This window comes from Aquimarina litoralis, assembly GCF_019295435.1.
GTDB classification, from domain to species: Bacteria; Bacteroidota; Bacteroidia; order Flavobacteriales; family Flavobacteriaceae; genus Aquimarina; species Aquimarina litoralis_A.
Map to the genome: position 1 here is coordinate 122,284 of NZ_WEKL01000010.1, position 18,938 is coordinate 141,221.

The 18,938-nt window shown below is 30.6% G+C and carries 19 protein-coding genes and 1 pseudogene; 8 read left to right on the forward strand and 12 right to left on the reverse strand.

Features of this window, described 5'->3' with window-relative positions; translation table 11 throughout:
• Positions 1 to 40: 40 nt before the first annotated feature.
• From GBO31_RS07835 to GBO31_RS07850, 4 genes and pseudogenes are all read right to left on the reverse strand, one after another.
• Positions 41 to 190, reverse strand: a pseudogene (locus GBO31_RS07835) (helix-turn-helix domain-containing protein); the annotation flags it as partial.
• Between the two features lie 242 nt (positions 191 to 432).
• Positions 433 to 1,389 (reverse strand): NAD(P)/FAD-dependent oxidoreductase, encoded by a 957-nt coding sequence (locus tag GBO31_RS07840; protein WP_429725713.1) that lies wholly within the window; start codon positions 1,387 to 1,389, stop codon positions 433 to 435.
• 153 nt (positions 1,390 to 1,542) lie between these two features.
• Positions 1,543 to 2,100 (reverse strand): TetR/AcrR family transcriptional regulator, encoded by a 558-nt coding sequence (locus tag GBO31_RS07845; RefSeq protein ID WP_219007777.1) that lies wholly within the window; start codon positions 2,098 to 2,100, stop codon positions 1,543 to 1,545.
• Positions 2,101 to 2,248: 148 nt separating this feature from the next.
• On the reverse strand, positions 2,249 to 2,800 hold the full coding sequence (locus GBO31_RS07850) for a DUF4199 domain-containing protein (protein WP_219007778.1): 552 nt from the start codon (positions 2,798 to 2,800) through the stop codon (positions 2,249 to 2,251).
• Between the two features lie 205 nt (positions 2,801 to 3,005).
• On the opposite strand from GBO31_RS07850, the gene GBO31_RS07855 reads away from it, so the two are divergent.
• The 8 genes from GBO31_RS07855 to GBO31_RS07890 all read left to right on the forward strand — a co-directional run bounded on the left by GBO31_RS07855 (position 3,006) and on the right by GBO31_RS07890 (position 10,809).
• Positions 3,006 to 4,052 (forward strand): sensor histidine kinase, encoded by a 1,047-nt coding sequence (locus GBO31_RS07855; protein ID WP_219007779.1) that lies wholly within the window; start codon positions 3,006 to 3,008, stop codon positions 4,050 to 4,052.
• Positions 4,045 to 4,734: a LytR/AlgR family response regulator transcription factor gene (locus tag GBO31_RS07860; RefSeq protein ID WP_219007780.1), complete on the forward strand. Its 690-nt coding sequence runs from the start codon at positions 4,045 to 4,047 to the stop codon at positions 4,732 to 4,734. Before GBO31_RS07855 ends, GBO31_RS07860 begins: the two co-directional genes overlap by 8 nt.
• Positions 4,735 to 5,036: 302 nt before the next feature.
• Positions 5,037 to 5,657 (forward strand): HAD family hydrolase, encoded by a 621-nt coding sequence (locus GBO31_RS07865; protein WP_219007781.1) that lies wholly within the window; start codon positions 5,037 to 5,039, stop codon positions 5,655 to 5,657.
• Between the two features lie 24 nt (positions 5,658 to 5,681).
• Positions 5,682 to 6,473, forward strand: coding sequence for an STM4013/SEN3800 family hydrolase (locus GBO31_RS07870; RefSeq protein ID WP_219007782.1), 792 nt, complete (start codon positions 5,682 to 5,684; stop codon positions 6,471 to 6,473).
• Positions 6,467 to 7,771 (forward strand): STM4012 family radical SAM protein, encoded by a 1,305-nt coding sequence (locus GBO31_RS07875; protein WP_219007783.1) that lies wholly within the window; start codon positions 6,467 to 6,469, stop codon positions 7,769 to 7,771. The genes GBO31_RS07870 and GBO31_RS07875 overlap by 7 nt, the downstream gene beginning before the upstream one ends.
• Positions 7,762 to 8,610, forward strand: a complete 849-nt coding sequence (locus GBO31_RS07880; protein WP_219007784.1) for an STM4011 family radical SAM protein — start codon at positions 7,762 to 7,764, stop codon at positions 8,608 to 8,610. Before GBO31_RS07875 ends, GBO31_RS07880 begins: the two co-directional genes overlap by 10 nt.
• 3 nt (positions 8,611 to 8,613) lie before the next feature.
• Entirely contained in the window at positions 8,614 to 9,726 is a 1,113-nt protein-coding gene (locus GBO31_RS07885; protein WP_219007785.1) for a WGR domain-containing protein, read from the forward strand.
• Positions 9,727 to 9,738: 12 nt separating this feature from the next.
• Positions 9,739 to 10,809: an STM4014 family protein gene (locus tag GBO31_RS07890; protein WP_219007786.1), complete on the forward strand. Its 1,071-nt coding sequence runs from the start codon at positions 9,739 to 9,741 to the stop codon at positions 10,807 to 10,809.
• Here the strand turns inward: GBO31_RS07890 and cysC are convergent.
• From cysC to GBO31_RS07930, 8 genes are all read right to left on the reverse strand, one after another.
• Positions 10,801 to 11,337, reverse strand: a complete 537-nt coding sequence (gene cysC, locus GBO31_RS07895; protein ID WP_219007787.1) for an adenylyl-sulfate kinase — start codon at positions 11,335 to 11,337, stop codon at positions 10,801 to 10,803. The two genes, GBO31_RS07890 and cysC, sit on opposite strands and share 9 nt — an antisense overlap.
• A gap of 514 nt (positions 11,338 to 11,851) precedes the next feature.
• A complete protein-coding gene (locus GBO31_RS07900; protein ID WP_219007788.1) occupies positions 11,852 to 12,817 on the reverse strand; it encodes a caspase family protein in 966 nt (321 codons plus the stop codon).
• A gap of 22 nt (positions 12,818 to 12,839) precedes the next feature.
• Positions 12,840 to 13,133, reverse strand: coding sequence for a hypothetical protein (locus GBO31_RS07905; RefSeq protein WP_219007789.1), 294 nt, complete (start codon positions 13,131 to 13,133; stop codon positions 12,840 to 12,842).
• A gap of 51 nt (positions 13,134 to 13,184) precedes the next feature.
• Positions 13,185 to 13,628, reverse strand: a complete 444-nt coding sequence (locus tag GBO31_RS07910) for a hypothetical protein (RefSeq protein WP_219007790.1) — start codon at positions 13,626 to 13,628, stop codon at positions 13,185 to 13,187.
• A gap of 53 nt (positions 13,629 to 13,681) precedes the next feature.
• Complete coding sequence (locus tag GBO31_RS07915; protein WP_219007791.1) at positions 13,682 to 14,455, reverse strand: hypothetical protein; 774 nt, start codon at positions 14,453 to 14,455, stop codon at positions 13,682 to 13,684.
• 5 nt (positions 14,456 to 14,460) lie between these two features.
• Positions 14,461 to 15,444, reverse strand: coding sequence for a nucleotide-binding protein (locus GBO31_RS07920; RefSeq protein WP_219007792.1), 984 nt, complete (start codon positions 15,442 to 15,444; stop codon positions 14,461 to 14,463).
• A 628-nt stretch (positions 15,445 to 16,072) separates the two neighbouring features.
• Positions 16,073 to 16,711: a response regulator transcription factor gene (locus tag GBO31_RS07925; RefSeq protein ID WP_219007793.1), complete on the reverse strand. Its 639-nt coding sequence runs from the start codon at positions 16,709 to 16,711 to the stop codon at positions 16,073 to 16,075.
• Positions 16,712 to 16,728: 17 nt separating this feature from the next.
• Positions 16,729 to 18,831, reverse strand: coding sequence for a tetratricopeptide repeat-containing sensor histidine kinase (locus GBO31_RS07930; RefSeq protein ID WP_219007794.1), 2,103 nt, complete (start codon positions 18,829 to 18,831; stop codon positions 16,729 to 16,731).
• Positions 18,832 to 18,938: the final 107 nt, after the last annotated feature.

Consider the following 18,938-nt stretch of genomic DNA (forward strand, 5'->3'; position numbering starts at 1 on the left):
TTCATTAGTTAAAAGAATCTCTAAATTCTAAAGGTGAAAGTTATGTTTTGGATTTGAAAAGTTTGCTAAATGCTTGAGATTGTTCAAAACCTAACCTATAAGCAATCTCATTTATTGTAAGATTTGTTGTAAATAATTTTTCTTTAGCTTTTGCTATTTGTTTTTCATGAATACGCTGCTGATTGTTTTGAATGATGTTATTACTAGTTATTTATTAGGAGAGAGAAACAAAGCCTCGTTTATCCACAATCAAAAAAATTATATTGTTCTTTTATTTTACTTTTAGTATTAATCATTTACAATCAGGATTAAATAATTAGTTTTTCCAATCTTACGCTAAATTTTAGAAACATCCTTTATGTCCTCCGAGTAAAAGATAGAGTCATTAAAAAGTTTTAATGTAAAAGTCTAATTTCCAAAATCTTTATACCGTTAAAATGATTCGGTCGTTAATTCCATATTTAGAGCTGCTCCCGCCAAATTACCTGTATATACTGCATTAGCCACAGAACGCATAGGCCTTGTATTGTCACCACACGCATAAATCCCTTTAACATTGGTTCTTTGCATATCATCAACTTTTAAATATCCTTGTTCTGTAAGTTCACACCCTAATAACATGGGGATTTTGGAATTATGTTTAAAAGGTAGACCGCTATATAAAGCATCAAAATAAATTTTTATACCATCTTCAAATACAACATTTTCAACCATACCTTCTTTATGTTCTATCTCCATGATCTCATTTTCAATAATATTAATATTATGAGATTTCAACTTCAGTATCTGTTCATTGGTAAAGTTAGCCTTCCCAGAAGTTAAAATTGTTAAGTCATTTGTTAAGTTATTTATCAATTGGGCGTAGTGAAATGCGTCATCACCATTTGATATGACACCCGTTTTACGTCCATTGAATTCGTATCCATGACAATACGGACAATGAATCGCTGAAATCCCCCAACATTCGGCAAAACCCTTAATTTCTGGCATAATATCCTTTATACCTGTTGAGAACAATAGTTTTTTACCTAAAAACTTTTCTCCTGATTTGGTTATTATCTCAAATCCTTCACTGGTTTTATATCCATTTATTGCGATGTCATTAAACAAGGATACTGTTTTATATTTTAACACCTGACCTCTTGCCAAAGAAGATATTTCAGATGGTGTTTTTCCATCTTGTGTGAGAAAATTATGAGAATGTGGTGTCCGCTTGTTGCATGGATTTCCTGCATCAATAATTAATACTTTTTTTAGGGAACGTCCTAAAGTCATAGCGGCAGAAAGCCCCGCATAACTACCGCCAACAATTATAACATCATTTTTTTTTAACTCTTTTATTTCTTTCATTTTACTAATTTTTGGTATTGTTTTTAATCGTACTGGCATTATTATATTTGATACTGTTAAACCTATTTTTATTGCTGTATGACACCTGATATCTTTCCATTTCTCCTATAGCATCTCATTTATATAATTTAAATTATGAGTTTACTTTTAATAACCATGTCTCAAATTTGAGACATGGTTTTGTAAATTTTTTTAAGTACTTATTCCATTAATAAATGATTTCCATGCAAACTTTCTGATTTCTATTCCATTGGATTGGTCTATCTCCTTAGCATTGACTGTACTATTTATAATTCCTGCATGTAAATTCTGAATCCATTCTATGGTCATCTTTTTATCTACAATTCCTTTATTCTGCAAATCCTTAATAATTTTTTTAAAATTACTATAGATGTAATCGTAATCTTCACAATCCTTATTACTACCAGAACGTTTATGTCCTTCTTGTTGATAGAGTTTATAAAAAAAATAGTATTTGGCTCCGCAATCGATTCCTGCATTTAGCATGTTTTCTAATTGCATTAAGGAATCATCAGAGCTTTTAATAGCAGCGATCATTGCCTTTTTACAACTTACTTCCATTTCCCGTTCACATGTTGCAACGAGTTCATCCCTGTCCTTGAAATAACGGTGTAATGTTCTCCGTGTAACATTCGCATTATCCGCAACTTTTTGAAGTGGAGCAGAAAAATCATGATTAAAAACATCAATTGCGGCTTGGATAATACGGTCTTTAGTTTTAGTCAACATAATGTACAAAGTTATGAATTTTATTAGAACATGTCACTATTTTGTGACATGTCTCTTGACTTCATATATTATTTGTAAGAAAATGAATGGATAAACTAACTTCTTAAAACACTCTTTATATAGTATAGAATGAAATAAGAATAGAACTTTATTTTTTACGTAAAAAGAACCCAAACACAAGAGAAAAGAATAAAGTAAAAACAAAATTGAGAACGAGATTTGCAAATAGCATATTCCATAAATTTCCATTTCTAGATACATGAGTATCCATATCCGCTTGAGTGTATTCCCTACCTGTCTCTTGATGACCTTCTACTAAAATAGTATAAATCTCTTCTCGATTTATTTCATAGAATTTAGTAGCCCAATCTGGTTCTATTATGAATCGAAATACTAGATTATAACTAATAATTAAAATAGAAGCCGTAAGAAAAATCCATAATCCTAGTTTGACAATTCTTTTTAACGATAAAGCACCTATAGTTCCTTTTCTGTATATGTAAATTGCAATAAAAAGAAGCACTGGCAAAAGATATGATCTTGCTTTAGAATACGATTCTCCCAAACCATCTCCGTAATGATTATAATCTAAATGCAATCCTAATATGACCAATACAATATTATAAATTGTAGGGATCGCTGCCAATAGGAGACCATATTTAATAGAAAACCGAAAAAGGGAATTTAGTTTTGTATTCATACTCTTTAGTGTGTTTTAAAATAAATGACACTGCTAAATAAGTTTGTAATTACTATTAATTGGAATTGAAGTGATATACTGCCGGTTTTTTGTTATAAAAATCTAAGAGTTTGTTACTTATAGTTCGCACCCATTTTCATAACAAAAAAAGGTGGTTTCATAACACTTTCAGGTAATTAGTAACTAAGAAAGTTATCTTTGAAGTATGCAATTCTCAAGAATAGAAATAGTAGTAAACTTTATCTTCTGGATTCTCGTAACTTGGATTTTTGTATACGGAAATGCAAGTATGGATGTAGAAGGGATTCAAATTATCGACGGACAAAAAAAGGAAATATTAGTTCGTAATCATACTAAAGTCAAAATACTTTTTGCTACGCAATTTCTCTTAGGAATCTTTTTTTATGTTGAATTATTCCTCATTCACAAACTTAAAACACCAAAAGCAATTAAAGGGTTTATTATAAAATCCATTGGTTTAATCTTTCTTACAGCGTCTCTTTATATTTCATTATTACTATATATTGGTGTATCTAACAAAAAGGATTTACCTGATGGAAATACGATTGTATTAATTCTCTTCTTTTATATTACCGTAGTAACTTGCTATGGATTTACCAAGAAATGGTTACAATACGAGCGAGATAAAAAAAATCTAGAATTAATTAAAAACCGAGCTGAACTAAACTTACTTAAACAACAGTTACAACCTCATTTTTTATTTAATACGATGAACAACCTTTTAGCTATGGTCAATCAAACGGATAATCCTAAATTGGCTGAAAGTATTCATAAACTCTCTGGTTTATTGCGCTATGTTGTTTACGATACCAAAAACGAAAAAGTGCCTATCCAAGAGGAAATAATATTCATTCAGAATTTTATAGAACTTCATTTATTAAGATTCGAAGATGATGAAATCGATTTTAAGATTGATATTTCTGGTGAATACGACACTCAACTCATCGAGCCTGGTATTTTTTTATGCTATGTCGAAAATGCTTTTAAACATGGAGTACAGCCTGAAGAAAATTCCTTTATAAATATATATGTAGATATTTCCACAAAAGACCGAATATGTTTTACTATAGAGAATTCTATACCAAAGATTCCTTTCGAAAATAAGGAAGGTGGTTTTGGATTACAATCTAATCAAGAACGATTAGACCTAGCATATGTGGATAAATACAAGCTTACTTTTGAAAAAAACAAAACCTACATCGTTCAACTAACACTCGACACTAATGATTAAAGTACTTATTATTGATGATGAACCAAAGGCAATCGAATTAGTTAGTTCTTATTTAGCACATTTTTCAGATTTTCAGTTGGTCAATACTTTTAGGAATGGATTAAAAGCATTAGAATTTGTCAATACAAATTCGGTCGATGTAGTTTTTTTGGATATTAATATGCCTCATTTAAGTGGTTTATCCTTGTCCAAAATGCTTCCGAAAGAAATTGATGTTGTCTTCACAACCGCATACTCAGAACATGCTGTAGAAAGTTATACGATTGACGCTATAGATTATCTATTAAAACCAATAAGTCTAGAACGCTTTTCTAAAACGATAACCAAATTACTTGATAAGAACACCTTACAAACTCATGATAATTCATTGAATACACCTTCTTCAACATTGTTTATTAGAAGTGGATTAGAAACACATATTTTAAAAACAACTAGCATTCAATATTTAAAAAAAGATGGAAACTATATGCACTATATTACAGACAAAAAGAAAGTTATGGCAAGACAAACTATTGCTGAAGCTTTAGAAAAACTTTCTGAAGATTTTGTACAGATTCAAAAATCTTTTATCGTTAACTTCAAAAAAATAGATACAATACAAACGGAATACGTACTCATAGACAACACAAAAATCCCATTGAGTAAACAATACAAACAACTACTTATTGACAAGATCAAATAGTTATTTAAGGAAGGCTTTTTTTAAAGGACGGGCTAGAAAAAAGTTTAAAGCTAATACGTAACTCGAAAATTATAATGAGACTTTTGAAATTTTTATTCATCTTAGCACTAGCAAGTTTTTAACCTCATAAGGAAGGGCTTTGATATAAAGCTTTATTATTTTTAAAACATAGAGATTCAAAAAACGCTAAAAAAGTAGTTGAGATCATTACTTCTAATTCAAATCATTATAAATATAAAGAGGCTGAAAAAATGTAAGAGAATTGTAAAACTACAAAATGAACATCTAATAATGTTTACAGCATGACATTAGTTTTTGACCTAGACAACACATTGATTAACAGAAATAAAGCCTATTGGTTATGGTTAAAAAACGATGTTCTATCAAAACTTCAAACTATCGATAAAAATTTAATATTGCATTATGATAACTGGGGTTATACTTCTCGCCATCACTTTTATAAATGGTTAATTAAAAAATATAAATTATCTACTACTCCAGAAATCTTAACATTGAAATGTGCTAATGAACTACACAACTATGTTGTGATGAATTATGAGATTTTAGCAATACTCGAGCGTCTTGAAAAACAGTATAAATTAATCATTGCAACGAATGGTGGAATCCAAAATCAAACAAACAAATTAAAGGCAGCTGGTATACTAAATCATATAGAACATGTATATATCTCTGAGGAAATAGGCTATCGAAAACCAGATCATAATTTTTACAAGCATATACAAAAGACTAAGAATTATTCCTCTAGCGAGCTCATGATGATTGGTGATCATTACTTGCAAGATTACCTGACTCCCAGAGATTTGGGATGGAAAAGCATATGGCTTTCACACAATAGACCACTAATTACCCATAATAATATTTCTTCATTAAAAGATTTAATATCATATCTTAGGGAAAAATAAATTACATTACGGCTGTACTCTAAAATGAACCTTAATAATTTAATACCAGATTACGATATTATCTTTATTACACTAGATTCGTTGCGATATGACGTAAGTCAGCAATTATTTCGTGATCAAAAATTACCCAATTTTTCAAAATGGTTGCCAAGTTCGGGTTGGGAAAAGCGGTATACTCCTGCTAGCTTTACTTTTCCTGCTCATCTAGCCTTTTTTTCCGGTTTTTTACCAACAAAAATTGGTCAGCAAATAACCCCTCGACTTTTTGCTAGTAGTTTTGAGGGAAGTGAATCTACGAATCAAAATACATTTGTATTTAAAGAATCAAATTTTATCGAAGCTTTAGCCAATAAAGGATATAAAACTGTTTGTATAGGAGGTGTCGGTTTTTTTAATAAAAAAAATGCAATTGGTAATGTTTTACCTGAAATGTTTCAATACAGTGAATGGACAGAACAACTTGGTGTAACTGAAAAAGACTCCACATATTTTCAATTTAAAACCGCCGAAACGCATTTACAAAATTCTGATTCTATATGTTTATTTATAAATATATCAGCAACGCATCAACCTACTCATTTTTACATGGAAGGTAAACAAAAGGATGATATTGAAACTCATGCTGCTGCCTTACAATATGTAGACTCTCAATTACCAATATTACAACAAGCTATAGAAAAAAGAAGTACGAATAAATTAATTATAGTTTGTAGTGATCACGGAACAGCTTATGGTGAGCATGATCATTGGGGGCACAGAAATGCACACGAAACTGTAATGACGGTTCCATATTTACAATACCTTAGCAAATGTTAGTTTCGAATAGTTTGGATATTACTCAGCCATATCAAGGATATACATATTCGTATCCTCACAAGTCTACTTATCGAGAATTAACTCCGATTGACTTGAAAGATGTATGGCAAAAACAAAACTCAGCCTTCTTCTACGTTCATATTCCATTTTGTGAAATGCGCTGTGGTTTTTGTAATCTTTTTACAATCTCAAACCCTAAAGAGCGTGTTTCAAAATATATCGAAACTGTACAATTACAAATACAGCAGATTTCAGAAGTACTTCCAGATCTATACTTACAAAATTTTGCTATAGGAGGAGGAACTCCAACATTTTTAGCCGTTGATGAACTTGAACTGTTATTTAAAAGCATTATTGATTTTGGCGTGAATCCGCAACAGTTTTTTGGATCCATCGAAGCTTCACCTAAAACAATAAATTTAGAAAAAATAGCGCTGATTAAAGAATATAAAATAGCTCGATTAAGTATGGGAATCCAGTCTTGGATACAAGATGAAATGAAAGCATTAGGGAGACCTCAAACCATAGAAACAACATTAACAGCTGTTGAACATATAGCTCAATCTGGTGTTGAAGAATTTAATCTGGATTTGATTTATGGCACTCATAATCAAACAAACAAATCATTTCTATATTCTTTACAAAAAACAATTGCATACCAGCCAACTGAAATTTTTCTATATCCTTTATATATCAGAAAATTAACTGGATTAGGAATTAAAAATCAAAAGCAAAGTCAACATCAATTTAAACTATATATTACCGGTAGAGATTTTTTATTGAACAATGGTTACATTCAAACAAGTATGCGATGTTTTCGAAGAAAAGAAGCCATCGATTGTCGTCCAGAATCTAAGTATTCTTCAATCACCGATAATATGATTGGGGTTGGAGCTGGTGCTCGTTCTTATACAAAAAACCTTCACTATAGTACCGATTATGCTGTAAATCGTAAAGAAATAAAAACAATCATTAATGATTACATGAACACCAAAGATTTCAAAAGTATAAATTATGGTGTTGCTTTAAATACAGACGAACAAAAGAGGCGATTTTTAATAAAGTCTTTAACTGATGGAGGGCGTTTAAATGAAAAACTTTACAAAGATATTTTTGATGTAAGTCCATTCAATGAATTTGAGGTTTTAAATGAATTACTTGAAAGAAATTGGCTAACAGAAATACAACCTGAACTTTATGCTTTAAATCAAGAAGGAATGTGCTATGAAGATGTTATTGGTCCCGCTTTATATTCAGAAAACAGTAAACGACTAATGCAAGATTTTGAATGGAAGTAAACTGGAACATACTTTATAGAGGAAGTTTAGATAGTTGTAATTATGATTGCCACTATTGTCCGTTCGCTAAAAAGAAAAATACTCGCGAAGAGTTATTATACGATAAAAAATGTTTGAACAATTTTGCAAATTGGGCTGAAGAAAGAACAGAAAACTTACGAATTTTATTAACTCCTTGGGGAGAAGGATTGATTCGTTCGTATTACCAAAAAGCAATGATTCGCCTTAGTCATATGCAACATGTAAAACTAATATCTATCCAAACCAACCTTTCTTGTCAACTCGAATGGGTAAAAGAAGTAAATCCTTCTACATTTAGACTTTGGGTTACTTATCATCCTGATGAAGTTCGTTTTGAAAAATTTATTGAAAAGTGTCAGTATTTAATCGCTAATAACATACAATTTAGCGTGGGAGTTGTAGGGATGAAAGCTCATTACCAAGCTATTGAAAAATTAAAAGCAATACTCACAGATAGATATATTTGGATAAATGCATATAAACGAGAGGTAAATTATTATTCAGAAAGTGAAAAAGCTTGGTTAACAGAAATAGATCCATATTTTAAAATCAATAACACATATCACGATTCATTACATAAATCATGTCAAGCTGGTTATTCTAGCTTTTCAATTACAGGCGAAGGAGATGTATATCCCTGTCATTTTGTAAAGCAGAAATTAGGAAATATCTATAAAAACAATTTAAAAGATGTAATCCAAAAAACAACATGCCCAAATAACACCTGTGGTTGTTATATTGGTTACATGAATCTTGACTCGTTAAACTTGAAAGAAATCTACGGAAACGAATTATTAACCCGAATTATAAAATCATAACTCATGGAAAAATATTTAGAGTATAAAGATGGTAGTTCTCAAAAATTTTGGAAAATACTGGTTAAAGGTAACATCCATTCGGTAACATATGGGAAAATTGGTACACAAGGTGTACAAAAAGATAAGACTTTTAACTCTGAAGAAGAAGCTTTAAAAGATGCCAAAAAGCTTATAGCTTCAAAAGAAAAGAAAGGATATAAAGCAATAAGTTTACCTTCCAGAAAAGTTGTAACCTACGAGTTAAATAAAGAAGTAGATCCTACACATGCTTATAAGTTTATTTCTAATGAATATGATGATGATCCTAAAATAGTAGAGTTTCTAAACAATTTTAAAGCGCAAAAGAATAGTGATAAAGTTGAAGAAATTGTTATTGGAATGTGGGAAGAAGGATATGATAAAAGCAGCCACCATATCTTAAACTTTTTCGTAGAAAACAAAAGTCATTTTTCTAATGTAAAACATTTCTTTATTGGGGATATTGAATCAGAAGAAAATGAAATCTCGTGGATACAACAATCTAGTTTTGAAGATTTCCTTAAAGCGTATAGTCATATTGAAAGCTTAAAAGTTCGAGGTGGAAATGGTTTAACTTTCGGAACTTTTAATTTACCTAATTTAAAAACATTGACTATTGAATCAGGCGGATTAGATAATGAACTTATTGAAGACATTGCTAAATCTAAAAACTCATTAACGAATTTAGAAGAATTGGAAATTTGGTTTGGAACATCAGATTATGGCGCGACTGTAACAAAGGATACCGTTAAAAAATTACTAGCTGACGATCCGTTTCCAAATTTAAAACACTTAGGACTTATGAATTCTGAGATACAAGATGATATTGTTTCTGTTCTTGAAAATCATGAGATTTTAAATAGAATCAAAACTTTAGATATTTCGATGGGAGTATTAAGAGAAGAAGGCGGTAATTCTTTGTTAAGAAATGAAGGTTTAGACCAATTAGAAAAATTAAATTGTGACTTTCATTATATGACCGAAGAGCAAACAAAAGCGCTTCGCCAACGATTTGGCAGCAAAGGAAGTTTTGAATATTCAGATTATTACGAAGAAGCTATCGAAGAAGATTGGTATTATGTTGAAGTTGGAGAATAATAATTCAAGTTTTTGAAACAATATATAATCATAGCACCTAAAAATTCAAGGCGCATTCAATTTTGGAAATCAGCTCTTCAAAAAGAGCTGATTTGTATTTCTTATATTGATATTATACATGCTAATTTTTCACTTTCTAAGAATAACTCTTATCAAATACGTTTAGAATCTGCTGGAGAAGATATAGAAACATACAAACAAATACTTCTTTTAGGGTGCAAAAACGAGTCTCAAAGAGAAGAAATAAGAAATACAACTTTTCATTTTGGTCAAATATCAAATTTTAATTTATGGTATAAAGGCTGGTGTATGCTACTCCGAACCATAAAGAATTTAGAGAATTCTTACACGATTTCTTTCATTAATGACCCACTAGAAATAGTAGCCGTATTTAATAAATCGAAGACAGCAAAACATCTTTACAATGAAGGGGTATCGGTTCCTCCTTACCTAAATTGTAATTCATATTCAGATTTGAAGCAAAAGATGTTACAACAACAAATTCATCAAGTGTTTTTAAAACCAAAAGCTGGTTCTTCAGCTTCTGGAGTAATGGCTTTTAGATATAAGAATGAAAATCATCTTCATCTATACACAGCGATAGCTATAAAAGACGATCTACTATTCAACTCTTTAAAATTAAAACATTATAAAACTGAAAGTAGTATTGATCGTATTTGGTCTAATATACCATTTGACTCACTACATGTAGAATTATGGTTACCAAAGTACAAATACGAAAACTTACATATTGATTTTAGAGTTGTTGTAATAAATGGTACAGCTGAATTTATTGTACCACGTGGAAGCAATCACACCATAACAAACTTACATTTAGGTAATAAAAAATTAGAATTAGAAAAATTAGAATTAGATTCAGAAACAATTGAAAAAATTAAATCAATTGCTGAAAAAGCAATGAGTTGCTATCCAAAACTATTTTATGCAGGAGTAGATGTACTTTTAACACCTAAGAAACAAGTGTACGTTTTAGAAATAAATGCATTCGGAGATATGCTTTTAAATATTAAAAATGCTCAAAACCTTACCACACATGAGCAATGTGCTTTACTTTTAAAATAATCTTTTATCCTCCAGAAACAACACAATTGAATTTACACTTTGACTCACTGTTTCTTCTTCGGTATTAACCGTAAAACGATGATTTTTTGGAGATTCAAAAACAGCATCAATTCCAGTAAAATTCAATATTTCTTTATTCAAAGCTTTTTTATAAAGTCCTTTTACATCACGTTTAATACATGTCTCAAGAGAACACTCAACATAAATATCAATTACATTATCTTTTCCTACTATTTCCTTAACTAAATTTCGTAGTTCTTCTTTTGGAGTTATAAATGAAGCTATTGTAATTATTCCTGTTTCAGAAAATAATTTGGCAACCTCAGCTGCTCTTCTAATATTCTCTTTTCGATCTTCTTCTTCAAAACCTAAATCTGCATTTAATTTTTCACGAAGTATATCGCCGTCTAATCTTCTTGTCAAAAAACCTTTTTTTAAAAGCCTTTTATTCAGAGCTTCTGCCAACGTCGTTTTACCCGAACCCGATAATCCAAAAAACCAAATAACATTCTCTTTTTGTAAACCCATAGTTATCTAAGTTAACATATTGCTTTTATTCTTCATTAAAAACGACATCCTTTTATTATTCTGATAGAATAATAAAACTTCAGACTATTTCTGAAGCTTTTCTTCGTTGCGGGAGCAGGACTCGAATACTGAATCAAGTTCAGCACAGGATCCGCGACTTTCGGGTTATGAGAATAGAAAAACAACAATTACAAAAAACTAAAAATCAGATAATTAAACATCTACAGGGTTCGAAAAAGGATTTAAAAGCCTACAAAACCATACAAATAGAAACATTTCAGGACTTCAAAACAGGACTTTTTATAGAAGTCCTGTTTTGTCTTTTTTAACTAAAACTATATCAATATCTATTCAGCAGAACTCTCCTTTCTAAAATTCTAATTATTTCATTAGGTGTTTAATACTTTGTATACACATTTTGTAATTATTTCAGAATTCACAAACTTAAATATTAATAAAAAAAGCTATTAAATAAGATGTGTTTGTGATAAAGATTAAATAAATGTTATCATCCTTATATTCTATTATTTTTCACCATCTCCCAAAAGTATTTTCCTTTTTTTGTTAGCTGACATGGTTTACTATTTTCTGCTGCATGATACATATACTCTTCTCCTATAGGAACTAATAACTCAAGTCTATAATATTCACGTAAATCTTTCATTATATCTTGATTATCCTTATTTGAAGAATCTAAGTCTTTATCAAAAGTTGGATTTAACGGAAACTTATAATTTTTACCTGGAAAGTAATTTGTGATTTTTTTCAGTGTTTCAAGCTTAATTTTAGGAGTACATTTGCGGAGTGAAACCATCTTAGAAACATGAGATTTAAAGATTGGACGTTGCTCCCAAGAGTTTAATAATTGATCTACATAATTATATAATCCAGACACATTAACATTTCCTAATATATCAGCTGCACCTCCTTCTAGTGCATCATAAATAATCGATGTAAACAATCCTTGATCCGAATCATTTCTTTCAAAAGAAAATTGTGTGTCTCTACTGGCTGTCAATATAGAAACGCCTTCTCTTAATAAAGCTTTACGACCTCCAATTTCTCTAAGATTTCCTAAACTTCCACCATAACAACAATCTAAAATTATAATGACTTCATTGACTTTAGAAGAATTGGCTAGTGTTATAACTTCTTCTAATGAAACCCCTTCCTGATATTTTTTAACATCTTGTGTTACAAGATAATTACCTATCTCGGTGGACGCTCCATGCCCAGAAAAATATAGTACTGCTATTTCAGCCTCTTGGTGAAATAAATTAAATATCTCCTTTTTCAACCGTGTTACAGTAATCCTTTTTTCTTGAGATTCATCTTTAGAAACTATTAACTTACAATCAAAATTAATATTACCATCATCATGTCTATTTAATACTTCGTACATGTTTTTAGCATCATTAATGCATCCATCCAAAGGACCTCCCTTGTAATGATTAATTCCTACAATTAATGCTCGTCTCATCTTTTTATTTTTTAGTATGGAGTTATTCATTTATGTATTGAGAAAGATCTACCGATTCTAGATTTATTCTAAAACTTTTCTCATTATCAATCAATGGATTAGAATCAAAGGCTTTTTCTTTGCTAAAAATCTTCTTTTTAAATCTCATCACATCAACAAATACAGCTACATCATCCGACCACTCTTTAATTAGCATACCACCTTTTTGCCTTTCTAAATTAATTTTAGCATTTACATCTAATTTTAGTTTGCCGGTAGAAGTGTTTTCTACATCACCTCCAATGGTTAATTCAGCGCTTTTAGAAATAGACTGCACAACAAATGCTTTTTTAGCTATCGTTAACGAGGTGACAAGAAAGGTATCATTTCAGTGCATTTCTTTACCATTATCAACAATTTCATTTTCAAGATTAAGAATATTATTTATGTATTGTTTATTACATTCTACAGCGTAAAAGAGTATTGCTCCTTTTTGCGAAAATGATAATTTCAATTTACCATTACCACTTGGTAATTCTTCTGTTCCCAAGTCTACTTTCCCTCCTAAATCGAATTCAAAATCAACTGAATTGTAACTTGTAAATTGATATGAATCTGAAGTTCCTAAATCTTCTTTAACCTCATAATTCGCTCCAAGATTTTGTAAATCGGTAATTTTTTGAAAACTACCAAACGGAGCAGTTCTAAACAAACCAATTCCATGAGGAAACTGGACAATATCTCCAACATTAATTTCTTCACCAGGAAGATAAACAGCAACTTTCCCCAACTCTTTGGCTATTTTTTTTGAGTATTGTATTTGTAGTGACATATTTTTTGAATTATTAATTATAATGGATTAGCAATACAAATGTGAAATAGTGGTTATTGATAAAACACATCCGAAGTATTGATTTTTTTTCTCCGCCCTTTGTTCTTTATTGAATTTTGAATAAGGAAAACCAATACGGTCCCGGGGAGAATTATATAAGACATTTCTAGTCCAGAAACTGAGTCCATTTCCATTCGAAGTGAATGAATAAATTTTGCAATAGAGCCTCCTACCATAAGGGAAAGAGCAAATAGTTGAGCCCTTATTTGGAGTTTTGGATGATCAAGAATTGATAATGCCACTGCAAATGAATATATCCCTATTGCCTGTACGAATGTGATTAAATTCCTACTGTTGATTCCTTCAACGTTACTTGTTATGGAAAAATAGCTCAATATAAGACAGACTATCAGTAAGAAAAACATCATCTTTAAATTGAACCAAGGTGTCTTTTTCTTTAGTATGTAGGTACGGTAATTCAGAATTGCTGCAAGAATATAAAGCGGATCACCAAGAATGTAATGCCATTCCTTGTTTACTTCTCCTTGGTACAGCTTTAGTAGAAAAAACAGCACAAATGAAGCAATCTGATAGTACGTACCATTTTGCATGGAGATTCTATCTCCAATTGCATAGGATGAAAGCATCATCATGATAAGAATATCAGCAATAAGATGAAACATTAATACTGTGATTTCAGCATATATTCTTTCGCTTCCATCATTATCATACTTAAAACAAAGCCATATCATTAAGGGCAATATCAGCCAAACCCACCAATTTTGTTTTGAAAAAATTTTGAGTTCTTTTAAAAAGGAGTTTATCATGATTACTAGTTATAATTTAATGCTAAATAGATATGCTTACCTAGTTCAAAAAGAACATTTTCAGTTAATGCCCCTTTCAATATTCTCATTCCTGAATCAGTAGTAGTATCAATATCAACGGTCCCCCATACCGAACCATCAGGTGCTACAATCGGCGCAGCCAAAATGTATTTAAGTTCTTCTTCTACTTCACCTTGTACTCCTTTTATAGATTCAGTGAGCGGTTCTACTTCTTGTCCACACACACGTTTTTCAAAAGCCGCCCTAACCACTACTATTTTAGTTTTCGTTTCTTCTGTGATTTTAAATCGTAAGAAACCTGCAACTTCCCGAACTGGATATTGAGACCAATAATTACTACAAACTAACTCATCATCTTCTATCTTAAAAATAAAAGCTCTTAGCCCAGCATTTGCAAATTCTGTAGGAGTACTTAATGCTTTACAGGACACTCGCAAAGCACCTTTAACAAGTTCATCGATCCATAACTTTGTAGTTTGTTTTAAACGATCCAATTCATTACATTCTCTGTAATTGTGTATCGCTTGAACAATCTCGAAAGACGCATTGCCCATTGCGGCCTGCCATGTTGACGACTCTGGTCGACGATACGTAGCCCTTACTAATCCCATAAGGTCAGAAGGCACTCTTATATTTTCGGTTTGTTCTGAAACAACGAAAGTTCTTTTGCGACCATTCATGCCCATTGAAAGTCCGATTTCGAAAATTACATTATCTCTAGTGGTGACAAGTTTATGTTCCCTTATTTGAATTAGATCATCAGCACTCACTATAAAGATTGTGAATTCGAACTTTGGTAGTTTATCCAGTAAAGATTCAAGAATGAAAGTGCTGGTAGAAAACATCCCTTGATCCCAAATTTCAATTTCAAAAGAGTCACTTTCTCTTTCCAAGTTCATTTTCACTGCTTGAGCAGCTTTTAACCCCTCTGAAGAAGAGCCAATAAAGACAGGTATACGATTTGACATAATAGCTAACTTTAGTTCTGATTTCGATTAATTTATTTCTGTTAGGCTACTTATTAATAAGATGCCTTTTCATTCTCTGTTTCAAAACCGATATTGGAGCTTATATCAAGTTTCAGCTTCCTCTCCTAGTATTTTAATACCTCTCACATTTATTTAGAAGATCAACAGTAACTTTTTTCAACTCTGTAGCTATTTTTCCTGAATATTGTATTTGTAGTGACATACGTTTTAATTCTTATTGGATTAACACTACAAATTTGAACTAAAAGTTGGTGATAAAAAACATCGGAATTATTGATTTTTCAAAGACTTTTTATCCTCAAAATTGAGGAAGGCAATCATTTAAACTTTTTAATATTAACAATAATCATGAACCTTTAATATGTGAAGTATTGTATCCAAAAGGAAATTATAACCTTCTAATTTTTTATTTCCTAGATTGATCCCAGATACATTTTGATTTAAGGATAGGTTTGGTTTTCTCGATTTATTCAAACGTTCTAATATCTTATTTAGAATATGTATATGTGGATTAGTTTGCCATTTGCTATTTGAAGTATTTCATCACAAGTAATACAAAAACAATCATTAAAATAAGGCATCGTATACCATCACTTTTTAAATTTTGTCAGATATAACCATTCTCAAAAGCATATTTCACCAATCCTTTGGATCCGCCTTTCACACCTGTTTTTTCAATTAGGTTTCTTCGATGGGTTTCTACAGTACTATGTGCAATACATAATTTATCAGAAATTATTGGAGTGGTATCACCTGTAGCTATGAGTTTTAAAACATCTATTTCTCTTTTAGTAAGTTTAATATTTTTTAGTTCATCATTTTTCTTTTTTTGACTGAGTCGAAATGTTTTTTCTACTTCTCTTCCAAAAAACTCATCTCCATCTGCAATATATTTAATAGCTAAAGCTAACTCTTCTTTACCTTTATTTTTTAATATGTATCCATCCGCTCCAATTTCTATAACACTATGAACAAATTTTTCAGTATTATACATAGACAATATTAATACCTTAACATTTGGAAAATCTTTCTTTATAATTTTTGTCGCTTCAATACCTGATAGTAAGGGCATTTCTATATCCAAAATTGCAATATCGACCTCTTGTTTACTCACAATATCCAGAACTTCATTACCATTTAGTGCCTCTCCGACTATTTCTATATGCTCTTCTTTGACCAATAACGATTTCAGTCCGTCAATAACGATTTGATGATCATCAGCAATAATTACCTTTATCTTCTTCATCTGCTTGTATTTATTTTTTATTGTAATGGGATATCAATATTGATTGTTGTCCCATTACCTTTTCCTGTATCAATATTAAAAACTCCATTCAATGCATTTACTCTGGAAGCAATGCTTTTTAAACCTATGCCAGATTTTAATTTTTCTTCTGAATTATCAAATCCTATCCCATCATCAATAACAGTTAGATTTATACTGTCTACTCTCTTCAATAGTTGAACACTCACATCCTCAGCTTTTGCATGTTTTATAACATTATGTATTAACTCTTGAATGATACTGTACAATTCCATTTCAAGGCTATTCTCCAACCTGTCGTCTAGTCCATATGTAATTAATTCCAATTGAAAGGTATTCGTTCCTTTTATTGTATTTTTTAAATCTTCCAGTGCAGCTATCAAACCAAACTTTGTGAGCACTCCTGAAACCATGTTATGCGCTATCTCCCTAACTGTATTACAAGCTTCATCCAACAATGAACTAGCCTGTGAATATTGTTCTTTATTTTCCTGCTTTAATTTATCTATATTATCCTCAATAGATTTATAATTCAATTTTACCATAGAAAGCATACTTCCTAATCTATCGTGTAAATCTTGAGCAATCCTTTTTCGTTCACTTTCCTGACCGTCAATCATTGCTTTTATGGACTTTAACTCTTGTTTTTTGAGTAACTCTATATTTTTTTGAACTTCCAATTTTTGGCTTCTCTCTGCTAATTCTTTTGCTTTTTTTGACTTGTAAGCGTAGAATATTGCAGAAAATAATAAAATCATCAAAATAACACCTCCATAAAGCGCATATAATTGTGTAGTTTTTCTTTTATTTTCAGAAATTGTACTACGTGTCTTTTCGTTACTTATCTCCAGGTCTTTTTTTAATATTTCGTACTCTCTTTTCTCCTTTTCATACTTAGATTGAATAATTTCTGCGGCTCTGTATTTAGTATCAATACTGTCTCGTAAAATGATATGTCTTTCATTAAATAGTGATGCTTTTCTATAATTGCCCAAATGTTCATGAGCCTCAGCCATCCCCATATAAATATTCAACCTATCCAAATCCCTATTATATTTTAACGCCAGTTCATGACTTTTTTCAAGATATTTTAAGGCCTTTTTGTTGTAATTTCTTTTTCTATATAATTTCCCTAAGTTGAAAAAAGTATCTAACAATTGTAGTTCGTTACCCTCTTTAGTTGCTAAGTTTATACTCTCAACATAGTATTTTTCAGCAAGATTATAGGATTGTTTCTTCTCTTGTATAACACCTATGTTATTTAAAATAATTTCCTTGTTTTTCAATCCAAATCCGTCCTTTATGCGTAAGCTTTTTTCATAATACATAAGAGCATTATCCAATTCCCCTTTAATTACGTGATTAACACCTAAGGCAATATATACCTTAGCTAAAGATGGTTTATTGTTCAATTCCTCATAAAGCTTTTTGCTTTTGTTCAAATTCAACACCCCTTCTTCCTGTTTCCTTAAAATATTATAAAGAATACCTATATTCAAATAGGATTTTGCCAGATTTTTCTTATCATCTAATTTCTCTCTTATTTTTATGCTTTCGAGATGTGATTCCAGGGCTAAATCATAAGAATTTACATCAAAATATATGGAAGCAATTGTTCCATAGATTGACCCTAATAATTCCTTATTATCTAGTTTTTGGCAAATGACTATAGCTTCACTACTATATCGTAGTGCCTCATTATAATTTCTGATTTTCTGATAAATTTTACTCAGTTGATTTTTTGCTCTGACAATACCATACAAATTTCCAAGTTTTTCCTCTATGACTAATGATTTTAAATAATCTTCTTCGGCATTCTTATAATCCCCTTTTTTCTTATTTAAAACACCTAATCGTGTTAAGCTCGTAGATAAACCTTTATAAAAAGAAGTGGACTCACTTATTTTTTTAGCCTCCAGCGCAAATGACCTCGCCAGTGAATCATTTTCTCTTAATTCCCAAGCTAATTTATTCAGTAAATTTACTTTAATAGTATCATCTTTCATTGTCTCCAAATCTTCAAAGGAAAAAGAGTTTTCCTGACTGAAAGAAAACAATCCAAATACTATAGTCGCAAAAATTATAAATACTTTTTTTCTCATTATCTTAAAATAAAAAAATGCAGGCGTATCCTAGTAAAGATAGAAAACCTACATCTTTTTAATTAGTTGTTTTAACATCATTACTGAGTATCATCCTCCTCTTCTGG

Excerpts from the sequence above, each read along its gene's own strand:
- GBO31_RS07840 (WP_429725713.1), bottom strand. The coding sequence starts at position 1,389 with ATGCCAGTACGATTAAAAACAATACCAAAAATTAGTAAAATGAAAGAA.
- GBO31_RS07845 (WP_219007777.1), bottom strand. The coding sequence starts at position 2,100 with ATGTTGACTAAAACTAAAGACCGTATTATCCAAGCCGCAATTGATGTT.
- GBO31_RS07850 (WP_219007778.1), bottom strand. The coding sequence starts at position 2,800 with ATGAATACAAAACTAAATTCCCTTTTTCGGTTTTCTATTAAATATGGT.
- GBO31_RS07855 (WP_219007779.1), top strand. The coding sequence starts at position 3,006 with ATGCAATTCTCAAGAATAGAAATAGTAGTAAACTTTATCTTCTGGATT.
- GBO31_RS07860 (WP_219007780.1), top strand. The coding sequence starts at position 4,045 with ATGATTAAAGTACTTATTATTGATGATGAACCAAAGGCAATCGAATTA.
- GBO31_RS07865 (WP_219007781.1), top strand. The coding sequence starts at position 5,037 with ATGACATTAGTTTTTGACCTAGACAACACATTGATTAACAGAAATAAA.
- GBO31_RS07870 (WP_219007782.1), top strand. The coding sequence starts at position 5,682 with ATGAACCTTAATAATTTAATACCAGATTACGATATTATCTTTATTACA.
- GBO31_RS07875 (WP_219007783.1), top strand. The coding sequence starts at position 6,467 with ATGTTAGTTTCGAATAGTTTGGATATTACTCAGCCATATCAAGGATAT.
- GBO31_RS07880 (WP_219007784.1), top strand. The coding sequence starts at position 7,762 with ATGGAAGTAAACTGGAACATACTTTATAGAGGAAGTTTAGATAGTTGT.
- GBO31_RS07885 (WP_219007785.1), top strand. The coding sequence starts at position 8,614 with ATGGAAAAATATTTAGAGTATAAAGATGGTAGTTCTCAAAAATTTTGG.
- cysC (WP_219007787.1), bottom strand. The coding sequence starts at position 11,337 with ATGGGTTTACAAAAAGAGAATGTTATTTGGTTTTTTGGATTATCGGGT.
- GBO31_RS07900 (WP_219007788.1), bottom strand. The coding sequence starts at position 12,817 with ATGAGACGAGCATTAATTGTAGGAATTAATCATTACAAGGGAGGTCCT.
- GBO31_RS07910 (WP_219007790.1), bottom strand. The coding sequence starts at position 13,628 with ATGTCACTACAAATACAATACTCAAAAAAAATAGCCAAAGAGTTGGGG.
- GBO31_RS07915 (WP_219007791.1), bottom strand. The coding sequence starts at position 14,455 with ATGATAAACTCCTTTTTAAAAGAACTCAAAATTTTTTCAAAACAAAAT.
- GBO31_RS07920 (WP_219007792.1), bottom strand. The coding sequence starts at position 15,444 with ATGTCAAATCGTATACCTGTCTTTATTGGCTCTTCTTCAGAGGGGTTA.
- GBO31_RS07925 (WP_219007793.1), bottom strand. The coding sequence starts at position 16,711 with ATGAAGAAGATAAAGGTAATTATTGCTGATGATCATCAAATCGTTATT.
- GBO31_RS07930 (WP_219007794.1), bottom strand. The coding sequence starts at position 18,831 with ATGAGAAAAAAAGTATTTATAATTTTTGCGACTATAGTATTTGGATTG.